Annotated in this window: 20 protein-coding genes and 6 pseudogenes; 5 read left to right on the forward strand and 21 right to left on the reverse strand. The window is 32.3% G+C overall.

Annotated elements, in window-relative coordinates:
* Positions 1-148 precede the first annotated feature (148 nt).
* Positions 149-673: pseudogene (locus ACEWFJ_RS14110) on the forward strand (Tn3 family transposase); the annotation flags it as partial.
* Positions 674-784: 111 nt separating this feature from the next.
* On the opposite strand, the gene ACEWFJ_RS14115 reads toward ACEWFJ_RS14110, so the two are convergent.
* The 14 genes and pseudogenes from ACEWFJ_RS14115 to ACEWFJ_RS14180 form a co-directional block, all read right to left on the reverse strand.
* Positions 785-1,162 carry an FAS1-like dehydratase domain-containing protein gene (locus ACEWFJ_RS14115; RefSeq protein WP_473692499.1) on the reverse strand — a complete coding sequence of 126 codons (378 nt, stop codon included), beginning with the start codon at positions 1,160-1,162 and terminating at the stop codon, positions 785-787.
* A gap of 167 nt (positions 1,163-1,329) precedes the next feature.
* Positions 1,330-2,163 carry an alpha/beta fold hydrolase gene (locus ACEWFJ_RS14120; protein ID WP_473692501.1) on the reverse strand — a complete coding sequence of 278 codons (834 nt, stop codon included), beginning with the start codon at positions 2,161-2,163 and terminating at the stop codon, positions 1,330-1,332.
* Positions 2,164-2,326: 163 nt separating this feature from the next.
* Complete coding sequence (locus tag ACEWFJ_RS14125; RefSeq protein WP_473688995.1) at positions 2,327-2,539, reverse strand: hypothetical protein; 213 nt, start codon at positions 2,537-2,539, stop codon at positions 2,327-2,329.
* Positions 2,536-3,384: a hypothetical protein gene (locus tag ACEWFJ_RS14130; RefSeq protein WP_473688996.1), complete on the reverse strand. Its 849-nt coding sequence runs from the start codon at positions 3,382-3,384 to the stop codon at positions 2,536-2,538. Before ACEWFJ_RS14130 ends, ACEWFJ_RS14125 begins: the two co-directional genes overlap by 4 nt.
* Entirely contained in the window at positions 3,369-3,941 is a 573-nt protein-coding gene (locus tag ACEWFJ_RS14135) for an RNA polymerase sigma factor (RefSeq protein WP_473688997.1), read from the reverse strand. The genes ACEWFJ_RS14130 and ACEWFJ_RS14135 overlap by 16 nt, the downstream gene beginning before the upstream one ends.
* 179 nt (positions 3,942-4,120) lie before the next feature.
* A pseudogene (locus tag ACEWFJ_RS14140) lies at positions 4,121-4,539 on the reverse strand (M3 family oligoendopeptidase); the annotation flags it as partial.
* A gap of 120 nt (positions 4,540-4,659) precedes the next feature.
* Positions 4,660-4,908, reverse strand: coding sequence for a hypothetical protein (locus ACEWFJ_RS14145; RefSeq protein WP_473688998.1), 249 nt, complete (start codon positions 4,906-4,908; stop codon positions 4,660-4,662).
* Positions 4,909-5,061: 153 nt separating this feature from the next.
* Positions 5,062-5,280 (reverse strand): annotated as a pseudogene (locus ACEWFJ_RS14150) (NADH-flavin reductase); the annotation flags it as partial.
* A 44-nt stretch (positions 5,281-5,324) separates the two neighbouring features.
* Positions 5,325-6,245, reverse strand: coding sequence for a UDP-N-acetylmuramate dehydrogenase (gene murB, locus ACEWFJ_RS14155; RefSeq protein ID WP_473688999.1), 921 nt, complete (start codon positions 6,243-6,245; stop codon positions 5,325-5,327).
* A 157-nt stretch (positions 6,246-6,402) separates the two neighbouring features.
* Positions 6,403-6,747: a DUF3221 domain-containing protein gene (locus tag ACEWFJ_RS14160; protein WP_473689000.1), complete on the reverse strand. Its 345-nt coding sequence runs from the start codon at positions 6,745-6,747 to the stop codon at positions 6,403-6,405.
* Between the two features lie 115 nt (positions 6,748-6,862).
* The gene (mtnN, locus tag ACEWFJ_RS14165) at positions 6,863-7,567 is read right to left on the reverse strand and encodes a 5'-methylthioadenosine/S-adenosylhomocysteine nucleosidase (protein ID WP_473689001.1); all 705 of its coding nucleotides are present in this window, start codon (positions 7,565-7,567) and stop codon (positions 6,863-6,865) included.
* Positions 7,568-7,699: 132 nt separating this feature from the next.
* Positions 7,700-8,320, reverse strand: a complete 621-nt coding sequence (locus ACEWFJ_RS14170; RefSeq protein ID WP_473689002.1) for a histidine phosphatase family protein — start codon at positions 8,318-8,320, stop codon at positions 7,700-7,702.
* Positions 8,321-8,413: 93 nt separating this feature from the next.
* Positions 8,414-9,391, reverse strand: a complete 978-nt coding sequence (locus ACEWFJ_RS14175) for a hypothetical protein (RefSeq protein ID WP_473689003.1) — start codon at positions 9,389-9,391, stop codon at positions 8,414-8,416.
* 191 nt (positions 9,392-9,582) lie between these two features.
* Positions 9,583-10,146 carry a GNAT family N-acetyltransferase gene (locus ACEWFJ_RS14180; RefSeq protein ID WP_473689004.1) on the reverse strand — a complete coding sequence of 188 codons (564 nt, stop codon included), beginning with the start codon at positions 10,144-10,146 and terminating at the stop codon, positions 9,583-9,585.
* A gap of 480 nt (positions 10,147-10,626) precedes the next feature.
* On the opposite strand from ACEWFJ_RS14180, the gene ACEWFJ_RS14185 reads away from it, so the two are divergent.
* The gene (locus ACEWFJ_RS14185) at positions 10,627-10,983 is read left to right on the forward strand and encodes a phosphatase PAP2 family protein (protein WP_473689005.1); all 357 of its coding nucleotides are present in this window, start codon (positions 10,627-10,629) and stop codon (positions 10,981-10,983) included.
* On the opposite strand, the gene ACEWFJ_RS14190 is transcribed toward ACEWFJ_RS14185, so the two are convergent.
* The 6 genes and pseudogenes from ACEWFJ_RS14190 to ACEWFJ_RS14215 all read right to left on the reverse strand — a co-directional run.
* Positions 10,963-11,460 (reverse strand): NUDIX domain-containing protein, encoded by a 498-nt coding sequence (locus ACEWFJ_RS14190; protein ID WP_473689006.1) that lies wholly within the window; start codon positions 11,458-11,460, stop codon positions 10,963-10,965. The genes ACEWFJ_RS14185 and ACEWFJ_RS14190 overlap by 21 nt on opposite strands.
* A 61-nt stretch (positions 11,461-11,521) precedes the next feature.
* Positions 11,522-12,310 carry a methyltransferase domain-containing protein gene (locus ACEWFJ_RS14195; protein WP_473689007.1) on the reverse strand — a complete coding sequence of 263 codons (789 nt, stop codon included), beginning with the start codon at positions 12,308-12,310 and terminating at the stop codon, positions 11,522-11,524.
* 226 nt (positions 12,311-12,536) lie between these two features.
* Complete coding sequence (locus ACEWFJ_RS14200) at positions 12,537-13,121, reverse strand: M1 family aminopeptidase (protein WP_473692503.1); 585 nt, start codon at positions 13,119-13,121, stop codon at positions 12,537-12,539.
* Complete coding sequence (locus tag ACEWFJ_RS14205) at positions 13,073-14,029, reverse strand: gluzincin family metallopeptidase (RefSeq protein ID WP_473689008.1); 957 nt, start codon at positions 14,027-14,029, stop codon at positions 13,073-13,075. Before ACEWFJ_RS14205 ends, ACEWFJ_RS14200 begins: the two co-directional genes overlap by 49 nt.
* A 215-nt stretch (positions 14,030-14,244) precedes the next feature.
* Positions 14,245-14,963, reverse strand: a pseudogene (locus ACEWFJ_RS14210) (histidine phosphatase family protein).
* A 69-nt stretch (positions 14,964-15,032) separates the two neighbouring features.
* Positions 15,033-15,221 (reverse strand): annotated as a pseudogene (locus ACEWFJ_RS14215) (IS3-like element ISBce13 family transposase); the annotation flags it as partial.
* Between the two features lie 296 nt (positions 15,222-15,517).
* On the opposite strand from ACEWFJ_RS14215, the gene ACEWFJ_RS14220 reads away from it, so the two are divergent.
* From ACEWFJ_RS14220 to ACEWFJ_RS14230, 3 genes and pseudogenes are all read left to right on the forward strand, one after another.
* Positions 15,518-16,504, forward strand: a complete 987-nt coding sequence (locus tag ACEWFJ_RS14220; RefSeq protein ID WP_473689009.1) for an alpha/beta fold hydrolase — start codon at positions 15,518-15,520, stop codon at positions 16,502-16,504.
* A 33-nt stretch (positions 16,505-16,537) separates the two neighbouring features.
* A pseudogene (ybdJ, locus tag ACEWFJ_RS14225) lies at positions 16,538-17,208 on the forward strand (two-component system response regulator YbdJ).
* Complete coding sequence (locus ACEWFJ_RS14230) at positions 17,205-18,206, forward strand: sensor histidine kinase (protein WP_473689010.1); 1,002 nt, start codon at positions 17,205-17,207, stop codon at positions 18,204-18,206. Before ybdJ ends, ACEWFJ_RS14230 begins: the two are co-directional and overlap by 4 nt.
* Positions 18,207-18,573: 367 nt before the next feature.
* Here the strand turns inward: ACEWFJ_RS14230 and ACEWFJ_RS14235 are convergent, their stop codons facing one another.
* Complete coding sequence (locus ACEWFJ_RS14235) at positions 18,574-18,753, reverse strand: small acid-soluble spore protein H (RefSeq protein WP_473689011.1); 180 nt, start codon at positions 18,751-18,753, stop codon at positions 18,574-18,576.
* Between the last annotated feature and the right edge of the window lie 242 nt (positions 18,754-18,995).

An 18,995-nucleotide genomic window follows, 5' to 3' on the forward strand; every position in this document is an offset into this window, starting at 1 on the left:
GAAGTGTTCGAATAATCACTATTTCGAATATTCGAAATATTATTACAGTAAGTATACTCATAAATTATAATTAAATAAAATTAAAGATTTTAATTTGTAAGTAAGTATTACTAATATTCGAAAAGGGATGCAGTCATGACGGAGGGGGATTCAGCATTGTACAGACATGTAAATAGATCGAAATTATGTCGACACGCATGGACAAAATGAGGAATCCACTCACTTGCAGCTCGTCTTATGGAAGCACATTAACTTGGGATCTTATTCGTCAACAATTTGAGCAAATTATTAAGTTTGCGAATGCTTTGCGATTAGGCACCGCATCAACGAAAGCAATTTTAAAGCGATTTACGAGAAATACCAAGCACCCTATCTATCAAGCTATATGTGAGTTGGAGAAAGGAATTAAGACCATTTTTTATGTGATTATCTACACTTTGAGGAAGTCCGTAGAGAGATTAATGAAGGACTTAACATCGTTGAAGATTGAAACTCTGTTAACAACTACATCTTTTACGGAAAGAATAGTGAAATTCTCTAGAAGATCAAGAAGTGTCTAGATTGTCACTCCAATTGCTACAAAATTGTCTAGTTTACATGAATACGTTAATAGTTCAGAAGATTAACGCCTTTGTTCTACAATCATGTAAATCCGTATGAAACATTTAAATGAAATGAAAAAAGGCTAGCTTTACTAGCCCACATTATAATCATATATATCATGGAATCTAACTACTTTTTATGTAAAAAATTACATTAACACATATTTACAATTTTAGAATGTTCAGTCTCGAATGATTCCATGACTTGATCCTAGTATTACTTCCTTCCCATTTTGATTGCGATATACTGACTTTATTTCTACCTTTTTAAAACCTTCCATTTGTTCAACATTTGTAAGAGTTATTTCACATGTAATTGTATCTCCAGTAAAAACCGGTCGAATAAATTCACTTACCATTTCTCTTGCGATGTAATTTACATCACCACCAATTTTCGTTACTATACTTGCAGTTAATAAACCTTGCACCATTAAACGACCCTTTTCATCATGTTCAATATGATGCCTACCTTGGTCGCCTGAAAACCTTCCGAACTGCAAAACATCTTCTTCAGTAAAAGTTCTTTCCCATGTAAAAACATCACCTGTTTTAATAATTATATTCCCCTCCTATAATTTTGAATATTCTGTATTTTTAGTTTAGCACAAAAATGAATGAATGACCACTCACTTTTAATGGTTTCACTAAATTACATACATTAATTTATTAAGAAAAAATCCTGCATGAAACAGGATTTTTAATCATCTCTTTTACAAATTATTAAATTTCATTCAAAAGCTGCCATATTTTCTTCTACTCTATTTAACCATTCATTTATTAACGAATGAAATAAAACATCCTGCTCAATCTGTAAGTTATGTCCCGCTTTATCTAAAACAGCAAAAGTAGCACGAGGAAATTTATCAAGAATCTTCCAAGCATCCTTGTAGCCTGTTACTGAATCCTGTTTTCCCAATAAAAAGAGGCTTGGTTTTTCATAGAGGGATAACTGACTATCCACATCAAATGAAAAAGCATATTGCTCCATTATTTTTGTTAAAAACGCCTCATCTGCTATTTTAATACCTGATATAATCTCTTCAAGATAACGTTGCCAATTATTTTCGTTTAGTACTACAAATTTCAAACTGAAATTCTCACGTTCTTCCGTACTTAACTGAGATAAAAACTTTTCATCTCGGTAAATAACGGTATGCAGAGGAAGCTGTCTCTTGTTTATATCTGGGATAATCAAAGGGCAAATAAATGCTGCTCCATCTACTTTGTCTTTTCTCTTAGATATAACTCCTCTAGTTATGTAGCCTCCGTAGGATTCACCTGCGATTAAAAAAGATTCATCTGGAATAATCGTATCTATAAATTTTATTACAAGATCTAACATGTCGTCTGAGTTTTGAATAGATTCATGTCCCTTTGTTTGTCCCATGCCTGGTAAATCCAAATAAATTCGTTTCCAGCCTTCTCTTTGTAAAAAAATAGGTTCCATACAACCTGACATTAACCTATGGTCAGGAGAAAAACCATGAAGCATGATAATTGGTTTTCCTGAACCATAAATTTCATAATGAACTTTTACATTCCCTATTAAACACTCCATTATAATCCACTCCGAATTTTCAGTATTTTCAATACTATAATAAAGTAAAAGTTCTATCTTTCCAAACAATTAACCTCATGCTTCTTATTGTTAAGTAAAGAGCATTTTTATTTCTTTACATTCTGCACACAGTTTACATAACATAATTATATAATGTGTTTTTTTATTAACTACCCGCTGGTAAAAACGTTTCTAAAAGCTGTTTTATTTCTTCTATGGAACATCCTTGACTAGACACCTCATACATAATACCATTAGCTTTCGCACGATATATGTGATCATAATTTTCAAATCGTCCAGGGTACTTCTCTACATAGGCAGGTTTATATTCAATCCACTCTAGACCACTTGAAAAAAATGTTGAAACCTTTTTGTTCAAATCATACTGAAAGTCTCCACCACCAGATGTAAAATGTTCAAATTCTTTTTTCCTCTTCCAAATTCCTCTTGATACTCTTGTATAAAGATCATTTTCTCTACCTCATGACTAGTAGATTTATAAGGTAAAATAATAGTTTGTCCTATTTTACTTTCTGCAGTAGGCCTATACTCCATTTTGGTGTAATAATGAGTCCCATCATTCTGTAACGTAATAAAAGTCATTTCTACATCAGGAGATTGTAAAACTTTTAAAAAAGGAATGACCTCTCGTATATTATAATAAGCTGCTTGTACTTCCTTTGGATCATTTTTCCCTCCAAAGATTTGTTTTACATCTACTTTTTCTAATGGTTTTGCACGTTTTAAAACCTCGTATTTCTCTACAACAGGCTTCTTAACTGTCCCTCCTATTCTTTCAACAGCAATTACTTCTTCCGTTGACTTTCCTTGTATCGAGTAATATTTGGTACCAGGGACGTATTCTGTTGTATCACCTTCTCGTAAAAATTGCCAATCTCCGCCACGTGATACTTTCCCAAGTTCTCTTCCTAATTGCTCTTTAGACACATTTTCACCAGCAGGAATATAGTAATGTGCATTATGCACAAGATATTGACTATATGGATGACGAGGAGCTGTACTTACTCCAAACAAATTCGCTACACTAGCCGGAACATCTGTAATAAAAAACAGTAAAAGACATGTTGCAGTGATAAGAAACATTACAAATTTCTTCTTTGGCGATCGTTTCTTTTTTCTAAGTACAATACGAATATCTACTTCCTCAGGAAATGAAAGCTGTTGTTGAATACTTTGCATTATTTTTCTTAATTTTTGTTCCATATCCATCCCTCCTTCAGTGAAACATCTTTCGGTAAGGACAGTAATTGTTTCTTTAATTGCTCTCTACCATGATAGAGCCTAGATTTTACCGTTCCTTCACTAACTGTAAGAATTGAGGAAATTTCTGAAACTGATAAATCTTGCATGTAATATAATACAATCACTGTCTGATGTTTGAGAGAAAGTTTTCGAATACAGTTGTATAACTCTCGCTCATTTTCTTCTTGCAAATAAAACCCTTCTGGCTGTCCTTCTCTTGATCTTCCCCAAAAATCTTGCAAAGGTAAGAAAAGACGCTTTCGCTGCGCCATCTTCCATGTAACATGGATTACAATTTTATGAAACCATGTCTTAAATGAAGCTATCTCTGGATTAAATCGATGTAAAGATTTGTATGTACGCAAAAGAGCTTCCTGTACGGCATCTTCAGCTCCTGTTCGATCTCGAAGAAGCATATATGCCATCTGATGCGCAGGTAGTATGTATGGTTTTACTAACAAATTAAAAGCATCTTGATCTCCAGCCTTAGCTTTATTCAAATAATCTTGTTCAGACACATTTCACCCTCCTTTCTTTTCACTACTTATTCCCTCTAAAAGAAGAAATGGTTCACTTTTTTACGTATTTTTATTATTTTTAGTTATACTATGAAACTTACACTATATTCAAAATAGGAAAAAGGCCATTCTCTATATGATAAAGAATAGGACCTTTGTCAAAGGTAATCTTATTATGTCTAATCTATTAACTGCAGTTCTTTCCCCACAAACTCCATTAACTCTTTAATTGTGTGTGCGCTGAAAAATCAAAGCGAATACCTGCCGCTTCATACACTTCTTTTACTGATTTTGTACTTCCTAAAGATAGCGCTTCTTTATAATTAATTAAGGCTTGTTTTGGATTCTCTTTATATTACTTATACATCTGGCACCTATTTGTGCAATTGCGAAAAGGAGATTCAAAAATATGTAAAATAGACAAACGTCTTATTGCTAACCAGCTTTCATAACCTTTCCAGTTTACAAAGTCAAAGTCATATGTTCTTGCAAGTTCTTGAAACTTTCCCTTTCTTTCCACATGTGTATGATTTGGATTTTCATACATCTAATACTGAAATTGATCAACTACGACAATAATAGGTAAATACTCTATCATTAATCTAAGCTTCTCATTGCATTGAATCTCTGCTTGTAGCAGAGATTCAAATTGCGTTTGTAACGATTCTAAAACGATAATAACGAAATATTCAGTATTATCTATTTAAAAGACGCCCTTTCATACAATATTCTTCGCAACAAGTTTCAAATGCTCAGCAGGAATAATTTGTTTGACTGATTCCTGCAAATCCTCTGCCATCACTTCTTCAATATGTTCCAAGGCTACTTCTAATATACTGCATTCCATTGTTTCAATATTAAGCAGAGAATAATGATCATTTTTCTTTATCACTAAATATCTATGATTCTCTGTCACTAGTAAAGCACCTAACTGAATCCCTAGTATTCTATTATCTTCAAATTTCATATACACTCCTCCTATCTATAAATATTTTACAATAAAAGGATATTAAAAGGTGCAAAAAAGGTTCCTAATTTTTTCAGAAAATCTCGCTTTCTTGCTGATACAGTACTTATACCATAAAGGGAAATAGGTAAACAATTAATCGACTACAAACTATTAATTAGCAATGAAAGGACATTTTCTTACATATAAGGGACTGGAAATCTGTCTAATCAGAAAATCAGCAATATTACCATTATGAATCTTTATACCCGGTATATCTGTCAAACTCTCTTTTATTCTGCTAGTAGCAACTCCTTCTACTACAAATGGTAAACGTACAATTGTCCAATCAAGATTACTTTTTAACAACAGGTCTAATTCTTTATACTTATTTATCCCAAATAAAAAACACCTCTCATTTCGAGAGGCGCTTACTATTAAGATACTAAATCTTCTCCAATAATTTTTACTTCCGTTTCTAATTCTACGTTAAATTTGGATTTTACCTTTTCCTGTACATATCGGATAAGTTTTACATAATCACTCGCTGTAGCTTCACCTACATTTACGATAAATCCAGCATGCTTAGTAGATACTTGGGCATCTCCTATTTGTTTTCCTTGCAGCCCGCTATCTTGAATTAACTTACCAGCAAACATACCTGGAGGACGTTTAAAAACACTACCACAAGAAGGATATTCTAATGGTTGTTTTGATTCACGCAAAAATGTCAATTCATCCATTTTTTCTTTGATTATATTGTATTCACCTTCTTGTAAATCAAATGTCGCTTCTAACACAAGATATCCTTTTCTAGAAATGCAACTGTTTCTGTATTCTAATTCTAAATCATTTTTATTTAAATTAAGAATTTCGCCATCTCTAGTTATAACTAATACACTTTCAATAACATGTGATACTTCGCCACTATATGCTCCTGCATTCATATATACTGCTCCGCCAACTGTTCCTGGAATTCCACAAGCAAATTCTAATCCAGTTAGATGATTTTTCAATGCAAATCTAGAAGTATCAATAATGGTTGCCCCACTTTGAACAATTATCTTATTATCTTTCAATGAGATATCAGTCAATTTAGTTAAATTCAGAACAATCCCTCTAATGCCGCCATCCTTAATAATTATGTTTGAACCATTACCTAAAATAGTAAAATCAATATTATTTTGATTTGCATATTTTATTACGTCTTGTACCTCTTGATACGTAGTAGGTAAAACAAAATAATCCGCATTTCCACCCGTTTTAGTGAAAGTGTATTTTTTTAACGGTTCGTCTTTTTTAACTTTAGTATCATCTAATATATTCAATAAATCGTTGTATACTTTATTCATTTCCATAACCTCTTTACCTAGAATCTGTCCTATCCATTATAATGCATTTCATTTCAAAATGACCAATGTATTATTTTTGGGAATATTAAAATAATAATTTGATTGAACTTTATTTCAAAGCCACATCTATATTCTCAAATATTGAATGAAACATCTCTATCTCTTAATACTGAATTTTCTCCAACTTTGTAACCCGTATTTTCGCAGGATAAGATTCAAGTATTTCACTACATTCTATTCTAACTTTGTCACCTGTTTGTAATTCCTTTTCTATATTTGGATTATTAAAGTGTAAAATAGTGTCAGCGGGAAATCTCCTTTTTAATCTTTCTTCTAAGTTTTTTCTGTCGTAATCATCTTTTATATGTTTCTCTTCAATAAAAAACACAGTATCTCCCTTAAGTAAAATATAACCATCTATGCCATTAGAAAGTGCATTATTATCTGTTTTAGTAATAGATTTTTTTATTTCATTACTTGTAGCTGTTTTCCAAACTAAAACAATCATGAAGATGATTACCAAAAATAAAATCGTACCAACTGTTTGTATACTTTTTTCATTTGCATCTCCATCACCTAAAATGCCTTTTCTAAAAAATTCATTAACAAATAGTTGAGAAAACCTACGCTTTGATTTCTTTAAAAGAATGCAATAAAAATGCAACTATATATTCGCACGCTTTCTCACAAGCTAACATTTTAAATACTCTTTGCTCTTCTGCTGTTTTATCATTCGCTTGATCTGAAGCAGCTTTTAAGCAAAGAAATGGCTTGCCATTCACATGACAAACGTAAGAAAATGCAGCAACTTCTTGATCGACCGCAAGCGCTCCGTAAACTGTCCGAAGTAATTCTCTCGTTTCCGAACTACGAATACGTTGATCGCCTGAAATGAAGGTACCATAATGAGAGGTATAAACGAATTGCAACTTTTTCATTTCTTTAATCAAATGTTTCGAAGGTTGAATACACGCTGCTCTGCCCGTATATAAATCAAACGGATCCGCTCCAGTTCCCGCACCTGTTACATCATGTTGCATAACTTTAGTGGCGACAACAATATCACCGTTTTTCACCTTATTTGATAAGCTTCCACAAATTCCTGTCATAAATAGTCGTTCTGGTTGAAATTCACTAATAAGAAGCTGAACACAACTTGCACATTGGACTTTACCGACTCCGGTTATGACAGAAACGACTTCAATCCCGTTCATATTATGAAAATGAAATTCCCAAGCCGCTCGTTCTTCTTTACGATAACTTGGATAATATTTATGTAAATACGCAAGCTCTGGTTCCCATGCTGCAACGATAGCAATTCGATTCATGGGTATCATTCCTTTCTAGTATTTATGTCAATTCCTAACTGTATTGATGCTCTAAATTCCCAGATTAGAAAGACCCTATTCTCGAATTGGTGACAAAAAAACGAAAATAGAGTCTCTACTATCAACAGTTCGTTAAATTGTTACAACCTTATCAAAATGGGTAGTATATCCTTCTAGCTGTATATTATAATTTCCATCTTTCATTTCTAAAACAGTTAAACTTGTACCATGTAGAAAAGGAGGGTCCCATAAATTTGTAATAGAATTACCTTTGACATGCATAAGTAATGCTTTGAGAAACACAGCATGCGTAACAATTAGAATGTTTTCATCTTGATGATTTGAAATAATAGTATGAAATATAGACACGACCCTATGTACGAATTGCTCAAACGTTTCTCCAGCAGCTGGTTCATATTGTGTTGGATTTTCCCAAAAATTCTTGTATTGTGTAGGGAAAGATTGTTTAATTTCTTCATGTGTTCTCCCTTCCCAGGCACCCATATTAATTTCTCTTAAATCTTCGTGTAATACGAGATTCGTATCATTTTGGCCAATAATAAATTTAGCTGTTTCTATCGCTCTATTACTTGTACTCGCATAAACTGTATCAAACTTTATATCTTTTAATGATTTACTTAAAGAAATTGCATTATTTATTCCTTCATTAGTCAACTTAGAATCTTTCCAACCTTGCATTCTATTTTCAACATTCCATTCTGTTTGGCCATGTCTCGTTAAATAAATTTTCATCTTTCAGAACCCCCGCAATTTTCTATCAAAATACAGTATCATTTATTTTCAAGTTAATTAAAGCCATTCAATATATTTTTAAGTAATCCTCTTTTAAATAACACTCTCTACGTTTTCTTTCCCCTGATTGGTTAATAAGTTAGTATGTTTTCGAAATAACTCTTGAGCTACATTACTAAGTATTTTAGAATCGATTTCCCTCCACCTTTCAGGATCAGTCACATAATCCACACTATATATTTCTTTTGACAAATTAGCACAAATTACATAACTTGAATATGGATGTGGATTCTCCCTATTATTATCAGCGTCTGATAAAAACCTTTTCATTAATACCTTATTATTTAAAGGATGGTAAATTAATTCTACTAATTTTGCTCGATATTCTAAATCTACGGGAAGAAGACATGGGAAGTCTTCATAGTCCGCTAAGTGTTGCGCTTCATGAGCAAGATAAGAGTATAAAAAATCCGGCTTATTTAAAACTTTTTCATACCTTTCTTTTACACAATATAAGGCATTTTTTGATGCCCATCCTCCTGCTGCTCTCCCACCAAAGGTAGCGAAATGCAACCAGCTCTGCATAATAAAATCTGACATGAAATATACGACAACCTTTTTAGATTTATTTGGCAGGATAATTTCATACTCAGCCTTCTCTTCTTTCCTCCAAATGTATGGCTCCCTATAGGGTGGAGTAACTCCTCCAAGAAAGTAAAATCCTCTTGCTTTAAACTCTTTAGCTAATATTTCTTCAATAGAATCTAGGTCATTTGTAGTTTCAATTCCTGGTAACAACTCTATAAGGTGTTCCGCTAAGATACTTTCTGCTTCTTCTTTATTTTTTCTATTTGTTAAGACGGATATAAAGTATTCGTAATATACTCTAATAACACTTCTAATCCAAGCATCTTTTGTTTTATATTGAAATACTTGTTTTTCAGCAAAAAAACGGTTGTAGTATTTCTTTTTAAGCTTTTCCAAACCAATATTATTATCAATACTTTGGAGATATTCATAAGCTTTATTAACATTTCCTTGTAAACAATAAGAATATAGTTTTTGTTTCAATGGTAATTGAACTCCTATCTATTCTATTTTTTTGTAAACTCAGAAACTAGGTCTTAAGAAGAAATTAATAATCTCATCTAAAATTGAACTTATATAAAGTGAAACTTCCATCAGTGGGGGTCTTATTGCTCGTTAATGCGGGATAAACTTAGATTAATGGCGATGTGGTGCTATCCTAAAGCACACTTTACTCATCTACTAAATATTATAGACATATCATCAGTGCGTCTCTTCCAAATCATATGATCACACTCCTCACCCCAATAATCCTTCAGTAAATAATCAGGCTCTCCAAATCTCTTCTTCCATATCTTCTGTGCATTTGTATATCCACTATCCAAACAAAATTCTTTAATATCCCTATTCAACAGGGTGAGAAACATTACATTTAAAAGTAATGTTCCGATACCACGCCTTTGATATTCTGGAAGTACAAATACAGTTCCTACCTCATATAGCTCTTTCAATGCTCTATCTGTGCAAATGTTAATTAGTTCACTAGCTGGACCATATTCAATTGTACCAATAACTTTATTCCACTTTTTATCTACAGCTATTAAAAAATATCGATTTCTCCCATTGCTATCAAAGTCACATTTCAAATATTGTTTCTTATTTTCAATTTCCTTTTCTATATCATCTAGCAACTCAGATAAACCTTCTCTAGCAAACGTATCTTTAATGGTTGTACTAAAAAATTGATTTAGTTCTTCAATGTCCTCAATTCGTGGTCTTCTTATCTCAACATTACACACCGAAAATCACTCCTCGGTTTTCTAAAATTTCAATGTAATTGATCTATATTTTTTATTAAACAGCTTAATTGTATTTCAAACTAACTCTTAATTCATCAAACCAGCAAGCACAAGCGATTGTTTCTTCAGACACTTGTTCATTGCTTTCTATGTCACACCAAGCTGAAAGAATACAGTGACATAATCCCCATGCTATGATTCTTTCTTTGTCTAGTTGGAGTTCCTCCACACTTCCCTAGCTTCTCATTTAAATCGAAATAAGAGTATTCATATGTATGAAGCTTATTGTATTGTTCTAGCATGTGCTGAATATTTAGCTCTTAACTTCCTGTTAACAAGATAGGATTTATAATTTGATTTATTCTATACGATCTTTATAAAAATGCTTATAGCCATCAAGTTTTTATTCTACATAATAAAAAATAATCCTTTTTCATTACGTTACGTGAAATTTTAACGTGCGACATATTAAACAATTCGTTGATCACACTTGCGAATTCTTCTTTCCCAAGTGATCATGCTACAACTGCTTCAGTAATTGCTGTAACGATTTGGCTATCTAGTAGAGGAAATAAATTTATGTGGGTCATGTTTGAAATGTGTATTGCCTTTTCGAGAATTTGGGTTGGAGTACATTATCCTTTAGATGTATTGGCCGGTATAATCCTAGGAGGTATGTATTGCACTACTTGCCCACTATCGAATTATAAAAATGAATCTTATGAACAAAATAACGAAATATCCCTTATTCAAAAAATAGAAACAGTCAAATTCCCTGGCTGTTTCTATTTTTTGAATAACAAAATGTACCTTCATTTACACTTTATAAAACTCTGATTCTTTATAATGTTTTTCCACCCTATTTAAAGTAATATCACGCTCTTTATCCCACACCGAGTGCCATTCAAATGTTCCGGGTTCAAAGAATAGAGGAAACCTTTTTCTGAACCAATCTTGCATCGGTAAATTTAGCGCATCTTTTATATCCACCCATACTAATTCTCCTTCTGGTGGATCTTCAAGTAGCTTTCCTTCAAAAGATGTAGCAAGATAATTAAATACCATATATCTTAATTTCATATTCGGCTCACAAAACTCGGATATCCCTTTAAAAATGATGTCTTTTACAATTAAACCTGTTTCTTCACGTACTTCTCGAATGGCTCCGTCTACAATACTTTCAGGAAAGTCGACTTTTCCACCTGGAGCAATGAACCCAGGAAACCCCAAACGATCTGGACGATTCATTAGTAATACTTTGTCCCCATCTTGCACCATACACATCGTTAACATTTTACATTCGAAATTATTCATCCAAAAACTCCCTCTCTTATGTAGATTCGTTGTTAGAAAATGTATTTCGAGATATCCCTTATTATTTTTTTCGTGCTAAATACAACGCAACAAACTGTGGTTTTTCAATTTTGCCACCATGTTTTTCGATTACGTTACGAATACTATGAAACAATTTTTCTTTTATATCTTTTTGAAGCAAGCGATGCGCAGATTGTGTATGTAATAGTGCAATATAATCGTCACTTGTATATGTATCAGTCCACGTATATGTTTTCACAACTAAATCTTGAAACAAATTATGCTGCATTGTAAGACCTTTTCGTTCTTCAATTAGTTCGTCTGGCGTTGGTAACTTATTAGGGTGTAAATGCGGTGTATATTTTTCATAGCAAGCTCCAATCTCTCGAAAAACATCTGTATTAGGTTGTATGTGATATGTCCAAAAGAATGCCATTGTCCCATGATTACGTAACAAACTCGCCACTTTCGGATAGCCAAGTTCAGGATTAATAAAATGAAATGCAGTTGCGGAAAATGCAAACGAATATTCATAATGCTGCGGAGTCCATTCTTCAAAAGCACTTCGATACACTTGGACGTCTTTTTCATATTTGAATTTATCAGCTGTAAATTGAGCTAGTTGCTCTCCAAGCTCAACACAATCAATACATTTATATCCTAGTTGAACAAACCCCTCCGTCGCTTTTCCTGTACCGCAGCCAACTTCAAGAACGGGAGAATCTTTTTCAATTTTTGAATAATTGATAATATCATCAAATAGTTCTTTTGGATAAGTTGGCCGTATTTTTTCATATTCGTAGACAATATCATCAAAGGTATATTTTCTTTCTTCTAAATGGTGATTCATCTCTTCGTCCCCCTTTAATTTTTCACCTTGAACAATTCAATTTTCCGTATAGTCTCACCTACAATTGTACCAATATTAGAATGAAAATTCGTTATTTTCATCCTCTCATATTATAATAATATTTTCTACAAAGTAGTGTATATGATGAAAGTAGCAACTTATCAGCGGGATAATTATCGTTAAACAGAAAAACCTGCCGAATTCGATTCGTGGCAGGTTTTTCTGTTTATTCTTGGTCGGAAACAAATACCCTATGAGATGCAAAGAAATTTGTCAAATCTCTTCCAGTTGATTTCTCCATAATTTGAATAAAATCTTTTGTCGTACTCACACCAAATTTCTTTTCGTTAAAGTAATCTTTCATCGCTTTGTAAAAGACTTCATCGCCAAGTTCAAGACGAAGATCATTAACTGTTCTTGAACCGTAACCATAAATCATACCATAATATGCTCCAATCCCGCCTTCTGCAGCATGTTCAGTAAATGTTGAAACAGGATACGAAAGATGATAGTCTCCGACAGGTTCCGCATTTAGTTGATCAAGTTCTTTGCCGTAGAGCGCAGCTGCAAAACTAGCAAATGATTCGTCAAGCCACGGTTCATCGTTCTCGTTATTTCCAATAATGCCATAAAACCATTGATGCCCAATTTCATGTGCAGTAACATGTTTGACCCATTCTTGAGGAGGATTACCAGCGATACTAATCATCGTTAATTGCGGATATTCCATTCCGCCAAACCAGCCTTCCATGCCAACGATATCTAGTTCTGGCCATGGATACTCTCCAAAGCGGTCACTGTACAGCTTGATGCTCTCAACCCCGCCTCAACCATAGAATCAGCATATTGTGCCTGTTCATCTGTATAATACACATTAATATTTACATTATTTACTTTCGTTTGTTTTACTTTGTAAGTCGTATCCATTTCTATTGCAAAATCGCGAACTTGTTTAGCTTTATAACGATGTGTTGCTAAATTCCCTGAAATACCTGGTTGTCCCACTTCCGTTCCTGTCGTTGCAATGACCTGAGCTTTATCAGTCGTAAGTGTTACATCAAAATCTCCAGTTAAAGAATAAAAAGATTCTCCATATGGAAAATAAGCATCTACATTCCAGCCCTCTTTATCGTAAACTGCCAGAATGGGAAACCAGTTTCCAAGCGAAACAGTGTTTTTATTCCAACCAAAACGATCTTGTTGTTCCGGTACATGAACTACAAAATCCATCGATACAGTAGATTTTTGATTATCGGGAATTTGAACAGATGAAATATGCATTGCAGTACTATCAACAGTAAATTTTGCTGTTTTCCCATTTACTTTTACATTAGAAACAGACATACTTCCGCCATTTTCTTTAAATGTTTCTGCGTTTCCCCACAAGTTAAAATAAAGTTCGTTTAGCTGCGTACGAGTATTGTTCTTAAAAGTGACAGTCATTTCTCCTTGAATAGTATGATTGGTAGAATCATAGTTAACGTTCATTTTATAGTCTGGATTGGCTGGACCAAATATATCTTGTCCGTGCTTGTTCATGAATTGCGACTGAAATGGTGTCTTCAGCTGAACAGGAGATGTAACTGCCGGATGGTATGCTCCTTTTACAGGGTAATCCGTTTCTGCAGCACTTATAGTAAGTCCAGGAGAAAATAATATCCCACCTACAAATGTCGAAGCTGTTACCCATTTTGCAGTCTGTTTTACAAAACTTTTCATAAAAATCCCTCCACTTCCATTTTTCACCACATAAATTCGATATAAATGGTGAAAATCCCTTCAATTTTTATTTAAAATTACTTAAGAAAGTTATCAGGGGAATTTTTAGCACTTTTTCACATTTTTAAAGTGTTTAAGATTCCAAGAAAAAAGGCGGTCTCTTACTCTCGTAAGAAATCCGCCTTTTTTCTCATTCTATTACTTTCGACATCCTTTTATACTCTTACACTTTCTTTGCCTTTTTCAGCATAACTCATATCACCAACAGATTCGACTTTATATTCTCCATCCTTATAGAGAATTTTAGTTACACTTGCATTTTCTAATCCAAGTTTTGTTTTACTACTATCAAGCATGTCTACTAATGCCATGATTGCAATTCCATGAGATATAACTAAAACGTTACCTCCACCATTTTTGGCAGTCTCTTCACTAATTTTATCAATTTCTTTTTTATACGAGTTGAAAAGGTATTCCAATCTTCAGCTTGCTTCGTATGGTCTGCTGCTGCAATGAAATTAACAATTTTCTCAATAGATAACTCCATTAGTTCATCTACTGATGTAACTCCAGCAGCATCTCCAATAACTTTCCACATAATTTCATTCTTCTCGCCTTCAAAAATCCCAAAATTCAATTCCCGTAAATCTTTCCTTTGTTCAAGTTTTAACTTTGATTGCCCGCTATATTTTAATACTAAGTTAGCAGTTTCAATTGCGCGGCCACTATCACTACTGTAAGCATCATCAAAATGAATACCTTTTAATCCATTTCCTAAATCTTTAGCTACTTTAACACCCTTCTCTACTAATGGAGAATCTGCCCAACCTTGCACACGCTCACTAGCATTTAACATTGTTTTACCATGTCTAGTAATATATAACGTAACTATATTTTCATCTAAAGCATTACTATCTTTTTCTATATTATTCATTAATTTCTCCCCTTTAGAATATAATCTTTCTGTTTTAATTACTGGATTTAATAGACAAAAAAATTAAACCTAAGCTACTTCTTTAGCCAGATCGTCTATTGCTTGAGGAGTTCTATAATCAATGCTACTATGCATTCACTTACGATTATACCATCCCTCGACGTATTGAAATAGTGCTGGAATTTCTATTGTGTACGATATATTAATAATAGCATAAAATGACTCGATACAAGCGTTATCATACGGACATTTCCTCCTTAACATCCGTTGTTATAAGGACTTAACTACTATGCTCATATGACTATACTAACTCCATATATCTAATCATAGCTGTGGCTTTGAACTAAAGTCGCAATGTTCGTAAAAAAATTGCGATACTCCCCTTTTTTGGTTATGATTACCAAAGGGGTGTTTATTTCCAAAAGAAGAAGAACATCTGAAGTTGAAAAGTGGCTTGTATCTCAAAACACAGAGAAAAATTTAATTACTATTAAATTAATTAGAAATTTATTTTTATATCGTATCCTTTCAATATAACTTGAAAGGAGAATCCTATGAGAAAATTATTTAAAGTATTAAAGCATATATTTGTTATATTTATTGCCATTATCTTACTCGTATCAGTATCCGTTTTTATATACCATAACTATCAATTAAGCAAGGAAGCAGCATTATTTAAAAGTGAGGGAACATTAATTGATTTTAATAACAGAAAAATTAATGTATATAATGAAGGCAGCGGTGAGGATACATATGTATTTATGTCCGGTTCTGGGATAGCTGTCCCTGTTTATGAACTGAAAGGACTATATAGCAAGTTTTCAAAAGAAAACAAGATTGCTGTAATAGAAAGAGCAGGTTATGGATACAGTGATGTTTTTCACGATGATAGAGATATTGATACAATATTAGAACAAACTAGAGAAGCGCTAATTAAAAGTGGAAATAAACCTCCGTATATATTAGTACCACACTCTTTATCAGGTTTAGAAGCGATTTACTGGGCGCAAAAATACCCAAGTGAAATAAAGGCAATTATTGCTTTAGATATTGGTTTACCTCAGCAGTACGTAACTTATAAAATGAGCCTAGTTGATTCATTAAAAATAAAAGGAATGAATATTTTAACGAAAATTGGTTTTCAGCGACTCGTTCCTTCTGCTACTTATAACCCCAAAGTGATTCAGCAATCTTTTTTAACTGAACATGAAAAAGAAGTTTATAAAGCACTATCATATAAACAAGCTTTTAATGATGATATGGAGCAAGAGCTGTTACAGAGTTACAATAACGGTAAAAAATCAATTAACCTACCGATACCAAAAGAAACACCTATTTTATTTATAGATGCGATTGCTAATCAATATAAAAACTCGAAATATACAAAACAAATAAACAAAGATTATGAGGAGTTTGCGGATCGACTATTAATAGCAGATGTAAAAATAATTGAAGGCACGCACAGCATTTATTTATACGCTCCTGATGAGATTTATAATCTTGCCCTGGATTTTATCCATAACGAAATAGAAAAAAATTAATAAGTTGTTATTTAAAAATGGAAGGTCTACGTGATGAAAGGATATAACATTTTAATTGTTGAAGATGATTTGATGATTGGTGATTTATTGCAAAAAATTTTGCAACGCGAAGGGTACAATGTATGTTGGAAGAAAGAAGGAAAAAATATTATTGATATTATCCATGAGATAGATTTAGTCATAATGGATATTATGTTGCCAGGTGAAGATGGCTATCAAATTACAAGGAAAGTAAAAAAACTAGGATTAAATATTCCAGTTATTTTTCTATCCGCTCGAAATGATATGGATAGCAAACTCCAAGGCTTGACAATCGGTGAGGATTATATGATAAAGCCTTTTGATCCTAGAGAACTGTTACTAAGAATGCAGAAAATGCTAGATAATCAATATGGTACTTTTACGCAAATTAAACATTTATATATTGATGCAGAACATAAAAAGGTTTTCGATAATAGCTTACATAATGAAGTTGTTTTTACTGCGATTGAGCGTAAAATATTCTTCTATTTATACGAAAATAGGGATAGAATTTTAACGAAAGAACATTTCTTTGACTATTTATGGCAACTTGAAGACAGAAATCCAAATATCATGAATGTACACATAAAAAAATCAGAACAAAAATCAATGATAAAATGGGTGAGATTATTGAAAATATATATGGAGAAGGGTATAGATTGAATACCTATATGAAGAAATGAAATTGAAGAAGAAATACCAGTTATTGTTATTTTCCGCTGTTATAAGCGTACCGTTTTTATTACTATTGATTAGTATCCTTATGTCAGTAATTTATGATAGGGCCTTTAAAATGAAAAATAATGGCATTCCTTTTCATGAATCTTTTGCATATCCTACAATGCTAGTCGTATTTTTTTTATCACTTTTGTTATTAGCCTTTTTATTTTCGAAATCGATTAACTCACTATTAAATAAAATAAATATATTGAATAAAACTATTCGAAATTTAGCTAGTGATAAAAAGATCCCGAATAAATTAGACGTTAAAAGCGATGATGAAATAGGAGAACTAATCAGGTCAGTAAATTTATTAATTGAAAGAACTACATATCGAGAATTAGAACTTAAACAGCAAGAGGAAATGAAAAAGGAACTTTTAAATAAATTAAGGCATGATATTAATACGCCTTTAACAGCTGTGAGATTACAATTATTTTACTTAGAAGGTCAATATAATGATCAAGCACCAATACTAGAATCTTTATATCAACAAATACAATATATTGCTGAATTAACCAATGAATTTAATTTACAATCCACTGATACGTTAGAGAGTTCTTATATTTTAAATGATGAAGTGAATATACATGATTTATTAGAAACCATGGTTAAAAAGTGGGATTATTTGTATAGTATTCATGATATTGAATTAATATATAATCCACTAAATAAAGATTTGATATGGACTAGTAATGATTTGTGGATTCAAAGGTTATTTGATAACATTTTCCAAAATACGTTAAAACATTCAAAAGCTAAAAAGCTTGAGTTGACCATTGAAAATAGTGTTGTTTCTATTAGAGATAATGGAATTGGTTTCGATATTAATAGCAAAAATGCGGGGCTAGGATTAAAAATAATTGAAGATATATCTAGAATGCTCGATATAAAATATACTTTACAATCAAATAAAAATGGCACTATATTTTCTTTTACAACAATCGAAAAAAATATATAAAGCACACTTTTCATTACTATTTTGTGACACAATATAGTCTAAGTTTGAATATCTCCCAATTGAAATGAATGAGGAAATGGTTGGATTAGATCAATTTTAAAAATCTGATCAAACTTTTTTTATAAAAACCAAAATTAAATCTGCTTGATAATTCAATTTAGTTGATTTACTAAGTCTACTCTTCTTTAAAACATATACAAAGTAGGTTCTGCAACCCTAATTAATACTTTGTAACAATAAAAAGAGCGAAATCCTGCATTATCAATACAGGATTTCGCTCTTTTTATTAACAATCAGACTTTATTCTAAAGCTACAGCTATCGAGATTTTTCTGACAGCTGTTTTTATCAAGAAAACATGTAAGCAATTAATGCTCTGTTAAGCTAGATACAGGAACCTCTTGTTCATTATTTGGTTGGTTGAGAGGATAAATTCTAGCTGTTTCATTATTGTCATCTACATTTTGAATGTAGATTTGCTCTCCGTTATAGGTTACATTAGCCATAACTGGTGAAGCAGCAATTTCTTGTGCACGTTGTTTGTTCATGATCATAACCTCCTTTTCTTTTAACAACTATAATATTGACTTCAATTCCCTCAAATATTCTTGTTATTTCATAATTAAGTAAACAAAAAGCTAATTTTAAAAATATAGTTGTTCAACTAACGAGAAAGACTGTTACAAAATAGAAGTATATGTAACGCACGAAAGAACTTTTTCTTTGATATTCTATATACAATCAACTTTTCTGTTTTTTGTACAGCACATTATTTCTTACTCCTAATTCG

This window comes from Bacillus sp. EA-CB0995 (genome assembly GCF_055814245.1).